This is a genomic window from Bacillus arachidis (assembly GCF_030285945.1).
GTDB classification, from domain to species: domain Bacteria; phylum Bacillota; class Bacilli; order Bacillales; family Bacillaceae_G; genus Bacillus_A; species Bacillus_A arachidis.
The window spans coordinates 3,185,438-3,199,397 of record NZ_CP127376.1 but is presented as its reverse complement, the minus strand read 5'-3'; the positions used below and the strand labels follow the sequence as shown (position 1 = coordinate 3,199,397).

12 protein-coding genes and 1 pseudogene are annotated in these 13,960 nt (G+C 37.1%); 9 read left to right on the top strand and 4 right to left on the bottom strand.

The genetic code is table 11. From position 1 onward, the window contains the following. Positions 1-83: 83 nt before the first annotated feature. Complete coding sequence (locus tag QRY57_RS18035) at positions 84-662, top strand: AAA family ATPase (protein WP_286015790.1); 579 nt, start codon at positions 84-86, stop codon at positions 660-662. After that, positions 659-1,223, top strand: a pseudogene (locus QRY57_RS18030) (DJ-1/PfpI family protein). Before QRY57_RS18035 ends, QRY57_RS18030 begins: the two are co-directional and overlap by 4 nt. A gap of 460 nt (positions 1,224-1,683) precedes the next feature. Here QRY57_RS18030 and QRY57_RS18025 read toward each other — a convergent pair. Both QRY57_RS18025 and QRY57_RS18020 read right to left on the bottom strand, forming a co-directional pair. After that, positions 1,684-2,244, bottom strand: a complete 561-nt coding sequence (locus QRY57_RS18025; protein ID WP_286015789.1) for a class I SAM-dependent methyltransferase — start codon at positions 2,242-2,244, stop codon at positions 1,684-1,686. A gap of 126 nt (positions 2,245-2,370) precedes the next feature. Beyond that, positions 2,371-3,321: a class I SAM-dependent methyltransferase gene (locus QRY57_RS18020; RefSeq protein WP_286015788.1), complete on the bottom strand. Its 951-nt coding sequence runs from the start codon at positions 3,319-3,321 to the stop codon at positions 2,371-2,373. Positions 3,322-3,517: 196 nt separating this feature from the next. Between QRY57_RS18020 and hutP the strand changes: the two genes are divergently transcribed. The 6 genes from hutP to QRY57_RS17990 all read left to right on the top strand — a co-directional run bounded on the left by hutP (position 3,518) and on the right by QRY57_RS17990 (position 10,800). Then, positions 3,518-3,958 (top strand): histidine utilization transcription antiterminator HutP, encoded by a 441-nt coding sequence (gene hutP / locus QRY57_RS18015; protein WP_003199156.1) that lies wholly within the window; start codon positions 3,518-3,520, stop codon positions 3,956-3,958. A gap of 103 nt (positions 3,959-4,061) precedes the next feature. Then, the gene (hutH, locus tag QRY57_RS18010) at positions 4,062-5,579 is read left to right on the top strand and encodes a histidine ammonia-lyase (protein ID WP_286015787.1); all 1,518 of its coding nucleotides are present in this window, start codon (positions 4,062-4,064) and stop codon (positions 5,577-5,579) included. Positions 5,580-5,602: 23 nt separating this feature from the next. After that, positions 5,603-7,261 carry a urocanate hydratase gene (gene hutU, locus QRY57_RS18005; protein ID WP_286015786.1) on the top strand — a complete coding sequence of 553 codons (1,659 nt, stop codon included), beginning with the start codon at positions 5,603-5,605 and terminating at the stop codon, positions 7,259-7,261. 13 nt (positions 7,262-7,274) lie between these two features. Beyond that, entirely contained in the window at positions 7,275-8,546 is a 1,272-nt protein-coding gene (gene hutI / locus QRY57_RS18000) for an imidazolonepropionase (protein WP_286015785.1), read from the top strand. Further along, the gene (hutG, locus tag QRY57_RS17995) at positions 8,525-9,493 is read left to right on the top strand and encodes a formimidoylglutamase (protein WP_286015784.1); all 969 of its coding nucleotides are present in this window, start codon (positions 8,525-8,527) and stop codon (positions 9,491-9,493) included. The genes hutI and hutG overlap by 22 nt, the downstream gene beginning before the upstream one ends. Positions 9,494-9,672: 179 nt before the next feature. After that, positions 9,673-10,800, top strand: coding sequence for an alkene reductase (locus tag QRY57_RS17990; protein ID WP_286015783.1), 1,128 nt, complete (start codon positions 9,673-9,675; stop codon positions 10,798-10,800). 101 nt (positions 10,801-10,901) lie between these two features. Here QRY57_RS17990 and QRY57_RS17985 read toward each other — a convergent pair whose 3' ends face one another. Beyond that, complete coding sequence (locus tag QRY57_RS17985) at positions 10,902-12,431, bottom strand: BA3702 family sensor histidine kinase (RefSeq protein ID WP_286015782.1); 1,530 nt, start codon at positions 12,429-12,431, stop codon at positions 10,902-10,904. A gap of 277 nt (positions 12,432-12,708) precedes the next feature. On the opposite strand from QRY57_RS17985, the gene QRY57_RS17980 reads away from it, so the two are divergent. After that, on the top strand, positions 12,709-13,077 hold the full coding sequence (locus tag QRY57_RS17980) for a VOC family protein (RefSeq protein WP_026592689.1): 369 nt from the start codon (positions 12,709-12,711) through the stop codon (positions 13,075-13,077). A gap of 29 nt (positions 13,078-13,106) precedes the next feature. On the opposite strand, the gene QRY57_RS17975 is transcribed toward QRY57_RS17980, so the two are convergent. Next, a complete protein-coding gene (locus QRY57_RS17975; RefSeq protein WP_286015781.1) occupies positions 13,107-13,946 on the bottom strand; it encodes a YitT family protein in 840 nt (279 codons plus the stop codon). Between the last annotated feature and the right edge of the window lie 14 nt (positions 13,947-13,960).

Below are 13,960 nucleotides of genomic sequence, written 5' to 3'. Positions count from 1 at the left end.
GGTTGGAAGTATTTTGTTGATAGTTTATAAAATTCCGTTTATTGTAAAAAAGAGGTTTATTTTAGTGAAAAAGGATGGGGAAAATGACGTATATAATTTCACTTCAAGGACCAATGGCAGGCGGAAAAACAACGTTAGCAAGAAGATTAGAGCAAAGAGGTTTTCAAGTAATATATGAAAATCCTTATGAAATTGTAGAAAAAAGAAAAAGATTAAATTTGGATATTTACACAAAAGAGGGATTTATTACAAATCAAAAAATGTTTATTGAAGCGAAGATTAAACAGGTTCAAAGTGTCACAGGAGATATTGTGATATTTGATCGGGGCCCAGAAGATGTTGAATTTTATACAATACATTTTCCAAAATTGATAGGGATGGATTGGGATATTGAAAACGAATTAAAAGATGAATTACATAAATTAAGGAAATGTCGTTCAGATGCGATTTGTTATTTGGATGTTTCTAAAAAGATATTGCAGGAGAGAAAAGAGAATGATACGTCGAGAAGACGAAGTTCATTTGAAGAGCAGTTAGAATTGGTAGAAGTGGAAAGGGAGTGGTATAAACAATTTTCGGTTACATATGTGAATACTGATGAAGTGACAGTAGAGGAAACAGAGGTGTATTTTATGAAATGGGTGAGGGAGAAGAGAACATGAAGAAAATACTTTTATTTGTATATCCGACATTTGCAGAATTCGAGGTTACCGTGGCTACAGCGTTATTGAAAGACGACTATAAAATTGAAACAGTAGGAGTAACAAAAAATATCATCACAAGTGAAACAGGATTGCAAGTGCAATCGCATTTGGAATTAACTGAAGTTCATGTGGATGATTATTCCTGGTGGGGATGTCAAACATATTAAAGATGCTAAAGAGCTGTTTTCTATCGTGCGTCAATTCTATAAAAAAGAAAAATTAGTTGCAGCTATTTGTGCTGGACCATTTGTATTGGCAACAGCTGGTGTATTAAAAGATATTCCTTATACAGTTATGTTGGATTATAGTAAAATAGATTGTTTTCCTATAGGGAATTTTATTTATAAAAATGTTGTTAGTTATAAAAATATTATAACAGCACAAGGGCATGTTTTTGTCGAATTTGGAGTTGCAATAGCTGAATATTTTGGGATAATGAATGAGCATAAAGGGAATGTATATCGAGGTAAAGGCAATATACTAATGGAAAAGCTTTTGGAACAAACAGTTGAAGAGTGAAAGTGCATGTAAAGGGGATAAAAAGCTAGCAAATTGCTAGCTTTTTATATGGAGGAAGAATAGGCTTGTTTCATTAGTGAAAGTAAATTCTCAGTGATTTTTTGACATAGCGCCCCGTGTTTTTTATCGATATATTGATAGTGTGCATCAAACCATTTTTCATTTGGATAACGCCAGACAGGATAAGGTTTTCGTTCTTCTGGTTCACAGAATGACCATCAAGCTAATTTTTTCTAATGCCCTAAGAATGAGAGTTTTATATAACTTTCAATTTTAGTATTTTGGGTGCTTGTATATAACTGTCACGCGATTTATAAATGTATGTTACGAAACCGCATACACCTTTATAATGATGAAGAGGTATCAAGATTGTTGAGTTATGATACTAAAAAAGCTGATCTCCTATTGGAAATCGACTTTAAAGCTTTTCTTCAAGAAAAGCACCTGTTTAGCTTAATAACTAAGACTTTATTGCATCTATAATTAACGACGGAAAAACAAGTGTATCCCCTTGATTTCGTGGATCATATTTTTTTGAACGAAAAATAACCCCATCGGCTCCATCCCACTCATTGTAATGAAAATGCCCCTCTTCATCACAATATTCAAGTAATTCCACTTCGAATCCAACAGTTTCAAATATTTTCCTTAAAGTTTCATAATTATGAACTATTTTATGACTAGCTGCGGGGTGGTCTTTAGGTCCAGGTCCTCCAACTTGTACACCCTCTTGGTATTCTTCATCTGGGAAAAATGCATCAGGAACGGCGCATCGAATATAACCACCATGCTTTAAAAATTCATAACATACTTTCGCCGCTTCTATGCCTTCTTCATATGATAAATGTTCCCATACATGCTCCGCTAAAATTACCGCTAAAGAATTAGGATCAAACTTTTTTGTCCAATCTTCCCTTTTTAATAAATTCAATTCTTCTTCATTTGTATGTAGCCAGCCTGGATTATTATTATATTCCCCTGCACCAATTACCACCTTAATTTCCTTTTGTTTTATAGCCAACAGTTTCACCTCTTGTATTTCTGTTTATTGTTATATTTGTAATATATAATTCTCCTCTTGGGGTATCACCATATCAACAGCAACCTAAGATAAATTTAAAGAGCTTGTTATAAAGTAGATTCAAATTCATTTTGTACATCTATAAATAGCTAGTGTTTTTGGATCATGCCATACTCCGCCATGAAGAGATAATTCATTTTCTATTTCCATGGTCAGCCATTCTTTCATTTCTGAATGAAGATGAATGTCATCAGGTATGTTTAAAGATGGAAACATACTAGAGATATAGTTAACGATAGGTGTAGCATGATGAAATAGAAGTGCATTATGAATAACTGTTTCCTCCACAGTTTGAAAAACAGATTGTAATAATTGTTTTCCGTTTTCTAAACAAAATGGAGAAGCTGATGGTGCTTTTTCGGGTAAATCGAATGCGACTAACATTTTGTTACACATCTCATCTATACGGGGTAATGAGATTTTGGAATTTGTTGTGGCTAGGAACCTGCCTTCAGGAAAAATTACTTTATGAAATCCTTGAATTGTTTTTTCAACATCTGTCATGTGATACAGCATATGTCTTGCGATGATCCAATCATAAGAATCAGCTGGGAAAGGGAGTTTGGTAGCATCTCCAAGTTCCCATTCAATATTTACATGTTGCTGCACTCCATTTATAGCAGCTTCTCGCAGCATAGTTATAGATTGATCCAAACCAGTGAGATGCCCCTTATGACCGTTTTTTTGTAGCAGTGCAAGGAACTTTCCATTAGCGCATCCAACTTCTAATATCTTTTCCGTTCCTTGTAATTGTAGATGACCTATTACAATTTCATCTAAGTCTACTCGTTTTTCCTCATATTTTTTATGAGTATCGATCCGTGTTTGCAGATGGTTACTTACAGCGTATTGCCTTTTTATATCATTCAATTTTTCAGATTCCACCTTTACACAAAATTGCTGAATAGCATGTGTTAAAACATCTGTTTTATTTAGACCTTCATAATGAAGTGCTGCTTCAAATCTTTCTAGTAATCTTTCGTCAATTCGAAAGTGAATATCTTTTCTCTTAACCAATTCGGGTCCCCCTTGCAGCTGTTAGTGAAACTATAGCATGGTTAGAAATTTTCTGTAAATAAATTGTGTACACAATTGAACAGAGTATTGAAAAAATTCATTTAAATAATTATTTAAACTATTGACGATTTAACCGTTTTCATATATTCTTAAATTAAGTAATATTCAAATAATTCACGAGAAATGAGAGAGTCACATGCTTCTTCAAGGAACACATCGAATTGGTCGTATGGCTATGTTGTTGGCACTTGCGGATGAGAATGAAAGCCCTGTACTATCGATTCCGAAAGGTTGGAAATATTGTACTGGGAAAGTCGGTTCTATGAATTCGCAAAAGGTTGTTGCAGCAATGGAAACAGCGGCTAAGAGCAACCAAGTTATTGAAACAGACGTTTACAGAGAAACGCATGCACTTTATCATGCAATCATGGAAGCGTTGTACGGGGTAACGAGAGGTCAAATTCAGTTAGCAGACGTTCTTCGTACAGTAGGTCTTCGGTTTGCAATCGTGCGCGGTACACCATACGACGGAAAAAAAGAAGGCGAATGGCTTGCTGTTGCACTTTATGGAACGATAGGTGCGCCTGTAAAAGGATCTGAGCATGAGGCGATTGGTTTAGGAATTAATCACATATGATTTGCCCATAGTCTATTAGTTAGAAGGGGGCCTTGCTTTTTAGGACAGAAGTCTGTCTTGAAAAGGTAAGGTCCCCTTTTGCTCTTTTTAAGGAGGAAAACGGATGATTACGTTAACAGGACATTCATTGACAGTAGAAGAAATGAAAAGTTTGCTGCTTGAAGGGGAAGGTGTAGCAGCTTGCCCAAACAGCATGCAAAAAGTAGCGGAGTGCCGTGAAGCTGTTGAGAAAATTGTAGAAGATGGAAAGGTTGTTTATGGCATTACAACTGGGTTTGGAAAATTTAGTGATGTATTTATTCAAAAAGATGATGTAAAAGCCCTTCAACATAATTTAATTCAATCACATGCATGTGGAGTTGGGGATCCATTCCCTGAAGAAGTGTCACGCGGTATGTTAATTTTACGGGCTAATACGATGTTAAAAGGAGTATCCGGTGTTCGCCCTCTTGTTGTGAATATGTTGCTAGAGTTTGTAAACCGTAAAATTCATCCGGTTATCCCGCAGCAAGGATCACTTGGAGCGAGCGGTGATTTAGCGCCACTATCTCATCTTGCTCTTGTTCTATTAGGGGAAGGAGAAGTGTTCTATAAGGGGAAACGCGTTCATGCAATGGTAGCTCTTACAGAAGAAGGTTTAGAGCCAATTGAATTAGAAGCGAAAGAAGGGCTTGCATTAATCAATGGTACGCAAGCAATGACAGCGCAAGGAATTCTTTCTTATATAGAAGCCGAGGCGATTGCTTATCAATCAGAATTAATTGCTTCTATGACAATCGAAGGGTTACGCGGCATTATTGATGCATTTGATGAAAATGTTCATAAAGCTCGTGGATATAAAGAGCAAGTGGAAGTTGCAAAGCGCATTCGCGATGTACTTCAAGATAGCAAGCTTGTAACAAAGCAAGGAGAACTGCGTGTACAAGATGCATACTCACTTCGCTGCATTCCACAGGTGCATGGTGCTTCTTGGCAAGTTTTAAATTATGTAAAAGAAAAATTAGAAATTGAAATGAACGCAGCAACAGATAACCCGCTTATTTTTGATGGTGGAGAAAAAGTGATTTCTGGCGGGAACTTCCACGGTCAGCCAATTGCATTTGCAATGGACTTTTTGAAGGTTGGAATGGCGGAACTGGCGAATATTTCTGAGCGCCGTATTGAGCGTCTTGTGAACCCACAATTAAATGATTTACCACCATTTTTAAGTCCAGAGCCAGGGCTTCAGTCTGGTGCAATGATTATGCAATACGCAGCAGCTTCACTTGTTTCAGAAAATAAAACGCTAGCTCATCCAGCGAGTGTGGACTCAATTCCATCATCAGCTAACCAAGAAGATCATGTAAGTATGGGAACAATTGCTTCACGTCATGCACATCAAATTATTCAAAACGTAAGACGTGTCCTTGCAATTGAAATGATCTGCGCAATGCAAGCTGCGGAATACCGTGGTACCCAAGAGATGAGTACAGTAACGAAAGCGTTTTATCACCAAGGACGTCAGCAAGTACCGTCAATTACAAATGATCGTGTTTTCTCAACAGATATTGAAAATCTTGCACATTGGTTAAAAACAAGTCGCTTTACATTAGAACGATTGGATGTAAATGCAACACTATAAAAAGGGAAAAGGGAGAGATTAAAATGGAAAACGTAAAACAAACAATTCGTGCGCCAAGAGGAACAGAATTACAAACAAAAGGCTGGATTCAAGAAGCAGCACTTCGTATGTTAATGAATAACTTAGATCCAGAAGTAGCTGAAAAACCAGAAGAATTAGTTGTTTATGGCGGCATTGGTCGTGCAGCTCGTAACTGGGATAGCTATCACGCGATTGTTGATTCGTTAAAAACATTAGAGAGTGATGAAACTTTACTTGTTCAATCAGGAAAACCAGTTGCAATTTTTAAATCGCATGAAGATGCACCACGTGTTCTTTTAGCGAACTCTAACTTAGTACCGAAGTGGGCAAATTGGGATCATTTCCGCGAACTAGAACAAAAAGGTTTGATGATGTATGGTCAAATGACAGCTGGTAGCTGGATTTATATTGGAACACAAGGGATTTTACAAGGAACATATGAAACGTTCGGAGAAGCCGCACGTCAACACTTTGGTGGCTCATTAAAAGGAACATTAACACTTACAGCTGGCTTAGGTGGTATGGGTGGTGCACAACCTCTTGCTGTTACGATGAACGGTGGGGTAGTCATTGCTATTGATGTAGATAAGCGCAGCATCGATCGTCGTATTGAAAAAAGATATTGTGATATGTACACAGAATCTTTAGAAGAAGCACTAGCTGTTGCAAAAGAATATAAAGAAAAGAAAGAGCCAATTTCAATTGGATTATTAGGAAATGCTGCAGAAATTTTACCAGAGCTTGTAAAACGTGATATTACACCAGACTTGGTAACAGATCAAACATCTGCACATGATCCATTAAATGGATATGTTCCAGTAGGCTATTCATTAGAAGAAGCGGCAAAACTTCGTGAAGAAGATCCAAAACGCTACGTACAATTATCAAAAGAAAGTATGAAAAAACATGTAGAAGCAATGCTTGCGATGCAGCAAAAAGGTGCAATTACATTTGATTATGGTAATAATATTCGCCAAGTTGCTTTCGACGAAGGATTAAAAAATGCATTTGATTTCCCAGGATTCGTTCCAGCGTTTATCCGTCCATTATTCTGTGAAGGAAAAGGGCCATTCCGTTGGGTAGCACTTTCTGGTGATCCAGAAGATATTTATAAAACAGACGAAGTAATTTTACGTGAGTTTGCAGATAACGAGCATTTATGTAACTGGATTCGTATGGCACGTCAGCAAGTCGAGTTCCAAGGTCTTCCATCACGTATTTGTTGGCTTGGTTACGGGGAACGTGCAAAATTTGGACGTATCATCAATGAAATGGTTGCAAATGGTGAATTATCAGCACCAATCGTTATCGGTCGTGACCATCTAGACTGTGGATCAGTTGCATCTCCAAACCGTGAAACAGAGGCGATGAAAGATGGAAGTGATGCAGTGGCAGACTGGCCAATTTTAAATGCTTTAATCAACAGTGTTAACGGTGCAAGCTGGGTATCTGTTCACCACGGTGGTGGCGTTGGTATGGGGTATTCTCTTCACGCTGGAATGGTTATTGTTGCAGATGGAACAGAAGCTGCAGGAAAACGTATTGAACGCGTATTAACTTCTGACCCTGGTATGGGTGTTGTTCGTCACGTTGACGCGGGATATGATTTAGCTGTTGAAACAGCGAAAGAAAAAGGCGTTAACATTCCAATGATGAAATAAGGAGGAAGAAAACATGCTAGACATTTTACTAACGAATATCGGTCAATTGTTAACAATGGATCAAGAAGATGGCTTGTTAAGACGGAAAGCGATGAACACGCTTCCTGTTATCGAAAATGGTGCGGTAGGTATTGAAAATGGTATTGTTACTTTCGTTGGCACAGCGGAAGAAGCAAAAGGTTTACAAGCAAAAGAAATCATCGACTGCGAAGGGAAGATGGTTTCTCCGGGGCTAGTTGATCCTCATACACACCTTGTATTCGGCGGATCTCGTGAAAATGAAATTGCTCTTAAGTTACAGGGAGTACCGTACTTAGAAATTTTAGAAAAGGGCGGTGGTATTCTCTCGACTGTGAATGCAACGAAGCAAGCGTCGAAAGAAGAGCTTGTGCAGAAAGCGAAATTTCATTTGGATCGTATGTTATCGTTCGGAGTTACAACAGTGGAGGCAAAGAGCGGGTATGGATTAGATGCTGAAACAGAGTGGAAGCAATTAGAAGCTGCGGCACAGTTGCAAAAAGAGCATCCAATTGATTTAGTGTCAACATTCTTAGGGGCACATGCTGTTCCAAAGGAGTATAAAGGAAAATCAAAAGAGTTTTTACAATGGATGTTAGATTTATTACCGGAGATGAAAGAAAAACAATTAGCAGAGTTCGTTGATATTTTCTGTGAAACAGGGGTATTCTCTGTGGAAGAATCAAAAGAGTTCTTATTAAAGGCGAAAGAACTTGGTTTTGATGTGAAGATTCATGCAGATGAAATTGATCCACTTGGCGGTGCGGAAGCGGCAGCTGAAATTGGTGCGGCATCAGCAGACCACTTAGTTGGAGCATCAGATAAAGGAATTGAAATGCTTGCAAAGTCAAATACAGTTGCAACATTACTTCCGGGAACGACTTTCTACTTAAATAAAGAAAGTTTTGCGCGAGGACGTAAAATGATTGACGAAGGTGTAGCGGTTGCTTTAGCGACAGATTTCAACCCGGGTAGCTGCCCAACTGAAAACATCCAGCTTATTATGAGCATTGCAATGTTAAAACTGAAAATGACACCAGAAGAAGTTTGGAATGCTGTAACAGTTAACTCAGCATATGCGATTAATCGCGGAGATGTTGCTGGGAAAATTCGCGTCGGACGTAAGGCAGACCTAGTTTTATGGGATGCATATAATTATGCGTATGTACCGTATCATTATGGTGTGAGTCATGTAAATACAGTATGGAAGAATGGTAATCTTGCATATACAAGAGGTGACAAAGCGTGGAGCAAGGCCACTATTTAAAGAAGAATGCAAAGTTTATAGATCGCGAAGTAACGAAATGGAGCGATATGATTAGAGTTTGGGATGGGGAAGAAATCTTTGGAGCGGCTTTAATTGGTGCGCCGCTCTCTAAACCTTCTATTAGTCATTCAGGCGCATGTTTTGCACCGAAAACCATTCGTGCAATGCTAGATGCATATAGTACGTATGCAATTACAGAAGAGCATGATATGAAAGAAAGTGTCTTGTATGATTGTGGTGATATTACAATGCATGTAACAGACATAAAAGAAAGCCATGCTCGCATTACCAAGACGCTTAGTCATTTGACAAAAGTGAATCCGCAAATGGTACCAATCGTTCTTGGTGGGGATCATTCTATTAGCTTTCCTAGTATAAGTGGTTTTGCAAGTAGTAAAGGGAAAGTTGGTATTATTCAATTTGATGCGCATCATGATTTGCGTAATTTAGAAGATGGTGGTCCGTCTAATGGGACACCATTCCGTAGCTTGTTGGAAAATGATGTGATTACAGGGAAGCAGCTTGTTCAAATTGGTATTCGTAACTTCTCAAATGCTCGTACGTACCATGAGTATGCAAAAGAGCATGGTGTGACGGTGTATACAATGAAACATGTCCGTGAGAGAGCAATCAAGGATATCATTACAGAAAGCATTGAAACCTTACGTAGACTAGGGGTTACAGCTATATATGTCTCTGTGGATATGGATGTACTAGATCAGGCATTTGCACCAGGATGTCCGGCAATCGGCCCAGGTGGGATGGATAGTACGACGTTACTGGATGCGATTACGGCACTTGGACAAGAACCACTTGTCCAAGGTATGGATATTGTAGAAATCGATCCAACGCTCGATTTTCGTGATATGACAAGTCGTGTGGCTGCTCAGGTTATTATGAGTTTTCTGTTAGCAAGAGAAACAGTTAGTAAGCAGGTTAGTATATAAGAAAAAAGAGGTCTCTTCTTATTTGAAGAGGCTTTTTTGTATGGCCCAATATACGAATATTGTGTGATAAGAGCGTATAAATTGACGTACTAGTTTGTGAGAAATTATGATGCGGTTATAGATAATTTCCATCGTTTCAATGAAATGTAAGTGGAATTTTTAATTAAGGGGGAAGAAAGATGACAAATTCAAATAATAAAGTAGCCAGTATCTATGAAGGCACAAATATAAACAATTGGGGATCATTTCAAAACGTGGAAGAAACGAAGTTATTTGATCCGATTCAAATTGGAGCTTGGTCTCTTCGTAATCGTGTGGCAATGGCTCCGATGACGCGTTGTTTCGCAAATGATGAAACAGGAGTAGTCGGAGCTGATGTAGTCGAGTATTACCGAAAGCGTGCGGCAGATGGTGTTGGTCTCATTATTACAGAAGGAATAGTAATTAGTCCAAGAGCGAAGGGGAATCCAGGTGTCCCAGGTATTTATACCGGGGAGCAAATTGAATCTTGGAAGTCAGTAACAGATGCAGTACATAAAGAAGGTGGAACAATTATTGCGCAAATATGGCATGTAGGACGTATGAGCCATCATGAACTAACAGGTGGATTCTTACCACAAGCACCTTCAGCTATTGCGGCACAAGGAAATGTCCCGCGTTTTCGGAAGCCTTTTGATACGCCAGAAGCGATGACGATAGAGGAAATTCAAGAGACTATCGAACAGTATGCACAAGCTGCTAGGAATGCGATAGAAGCAGGCTTCGATGGGGTAGAAATTCATGGGGCACATGGATATTTAATTGATCAATTTGCTTATGAGTTTGCGAATCATCGAAATGATCAATACGGCGGAGACTTAAAACAAAGGTTAACGTTTATGAAAGAAGTATTACAAGCTGTTATAAGTGCGATTGGTGCAGATAAAACGCTTATTCGTTTTTCGGCATTTAAAGGTGATAACCCTGGTTATATGTGGAAAGATCCTGAAGCAGCAATTCAAACTTTCATAGAGATGTTCTGTGAAGTAGGATTAACGATGATTCATCCTTCTACAATGCATTATACGCAAGTTATAGCTGACGGAAAAAACTTACATCAATTAGTTCGTAAATATTGGGATGGTATAATTGTAGGAGTTGGGAATTTAAATCCAAAAGAGGCAGAAGAAGCACTACAAGAAGGTACAATTGATGTAGCAGCATTTGGTAGACCATTGATTTCTAATCCGGATTTTGTTCATCGTGTTAAACGAGGGGAAAGCTTAGAGGAATACGATGCAAAGCAGCATCTTGCTACATTAATCTGAATAATAATAAAAGAAGAGCACATAAGGTGTTCTTCTTTTATTATGTAAGCAATAAATATAAGAGAATAACATGATAGGGAGAAGAGAAAATAAATGAAACACTACTTGTTATTATTCGGCACCGGGGAGATGGGTAATCGAATATCTACAGTTGTTCCTTTATTCAATTTACTTGAGATTTGAAGTTTACCGTGATGCTCATCGATAATTTTATAACACATCATTAAACCGAGTCCGGTGCCTTTTTCTTTTAGACTATAGAAAGGCTCACCTAAACGAGAAATACGATCCTGCGGAATACCACAGCCCTCATCTAAAATGCGTATTAAAATGAAATTATCTTTTAATGATTTCGTTTTAATAAAGATATTTCCACCATCTGGCATAGCTTCAATGGCGTTTTTTAAAATATTAATAAAGACTTGTTTTAACTGATTAGCATCACATTGGATTTCGGGCAGAGCAGAAGAATGATCCATAATAATATGGACATTATGCATAACCGCAGTAGGTAAAATAAAGGTTACAACTTCTTCTATTACTGTTTGGATTTGACAAGAATGGATAGATAAAACTTGTGGTTTAGACATCGCCATAAATTGACTTGTAATGGATTCAATTTGTGAAATTTCACTTAGCATAACATCTATATACCACTTGTTTTTTTCACTAATATCAGGCCGTAATAATGTTAAGAATCCCTTTAAAGCTGTTAATGGGTTACGTATTTCATGAGCTATTCCTGCCGTTAGCTGTCCGACTACCGCTAATTTTTCAGATTTTCGTAGTAATTTCTCTGTTTCTTTTAATTCAGTAACATCCCTGCCCATAACAATGAGTCCTTTTCGGGATCCGTCAGGGTGAAAGAGTGGAACTTTTGAAAGGTCCAAAATCATATTGGATGTACCCTTATGAAAAACCAATTCTTCACCATGAATAATTTGTTTTTTTTGCCATGCAAGTTCATCAATTTCTTCGCAATGTAAAAATGCTTCGCGGTACGCTTCGTTATATTGAACGAGTTCACTATCTTTTTTTCCATGATAAGGAACGTTGTGAAAATCAAAGCAAGAAAGTGCGTAATCGTTTGCTTCAAGCCAGCGTCCTTCATGATCTTTAAAGATAACAAAGGCTGGCATTGAATCCATTAATGTGCGCAATCGTTTTTCGCTCTCTTTTAACATTTTTTCAATTCGTTCAGATTTTTCGAGAGGTTTCATAATTGCATATACACCCGAGAGGTGATTTTGAATAAAAATAGGGACTAATTTTGTAACTACATCTATTTGATATCCATCTTTATGGCGGATAGAAAGTATGTATTCTTCTTGATTATCAGCTGTAGTATTCTTTATATGTTGTAGTACTTGATCAGAAATATGTGCTTCTATAATAGACGTAATTGTTTTTCTTTCTAATTCCTCTGAAGTATATCCTAATATTTTTTCCGCAGAGGGATTAATATGTAATATGATTCCTTGTAAGTTCAGTGAAATAATACTATCAGGATTATGCTCAAAAAGAGATGCATACATTTCTGTTAAAGTACAATTTTGTATATGACTTTGTAAACGGCGAGGCACAGCCGAATGACGATTTTTTTGAATAGATGAAAACTTTTTCCGACTCATAACTTTTCCTCCATGCAACTAGCATCTAAAACAGATTCAATAACCTATTATAAATATAATATATGAAAAATGTTATATATTTCTATAAAAAATAAAGTTACAGAATTGAATGTTTTTTCGCTCTTTTTAATCGGTGCTTGTTAAAATACCCTCTTCATTATAAAACAAACAATATGTATATAGCTGATTAGTAAATCTTATCGCGTTTTATAAAATATAAATAAGTTATTTTTTAAGCAGTATACTATAAAATAAAAATATAAAGGGGGAGAGATATATGGTAAGTTATATTCAAGGAATCGATCATGTACAAGTAGCAGCACCTGTAGGATGTGAAGAAGAGGCAAGAGAATTTTATGGACATAAAATAGGTTTAGAAGAAATTCCAAAACCTGAAGAATTAAGAAAACGTGGCGGTTGTTGGTTTCGTTGTGGAAATCAAGAAATTCATATAGGAGTTGAACAAACCTTTTCTCCTGCTAAAAAAGCACATCCAGCTTTTTATGTTCATAGAATTGAAGAATTTAAACAAAAATTAATCGAGCAAGGGGTTCAAGTTATAGATGATCATGCTCGACCAGATGTAATTAGATTTTATGTTTCAGATCCATTTGGAAATAGAGTAGAATTTATGGAGAATAAATAAAAAAACTAGGTGGAATTCTACCTAGTTTTTTAACCTTTTCTAAATAAACCTAATACTTCAACCGTCTCTGTAATATTTACGAATGCTTGCGGATCAATTTCAGAAATGGCTAGTTTCATATCAGCAAGCTCTTCACGCGAAACAACCGTCATAAGTACACGTTTTTTTTCACTTGAATAAGCTCCTTCACCATCAAGAAGTGTAATTCCACGTACCACAGTTGAAAGAAGTCTCTTTTTCATTTCTTCAGCTTGGTTTGTTACGATCATAAGTGTAACTTTACGATGTTTTGTATAGACAGCATCGATTACTTTACCTGTTACATAGATTGAAAGTAAACTCGTTAATGCTACATCCCAGTCAAAGAAAAATCCAGCAATTACAATAACAACTGTATTCAAAATAATGAGAAAACCACCGAGTTTAATATCCCTTTTGCGAGATAATAGCATGCCGATAATATCGAATCCACCGGTGGAACCATGACAATTAAAGACAAGACCAACTCCTGCACCGGCAATTACGCCTCCAAATACGGAAGAAAGAAGTGGGTCTTTTGCGACGATTTGTACTGGAATCCAGTATAATGCTACAGATAATACTATAACAGAGACAACGGTATTAAAAATCACTTTTTTTCCAAGGCCTATGTATCCTAAAATAAGAATAGGTAAGTTTAATACAAAGTTAATAATTCCTGTATTTACAGGGGTTACAATTCCTAAGATAATAGCAATTCCACCAATTCCACTACTTAATATTTTGTGGGGGATGAGGAAAAGATTAAAGGCAACTGCAATAATGATAGAACCAATGATAACTCCAAGAAATCTGACCATCTTTTTCCCGTCCTTCACTAAAAAAATCATATTATTTCAAGATT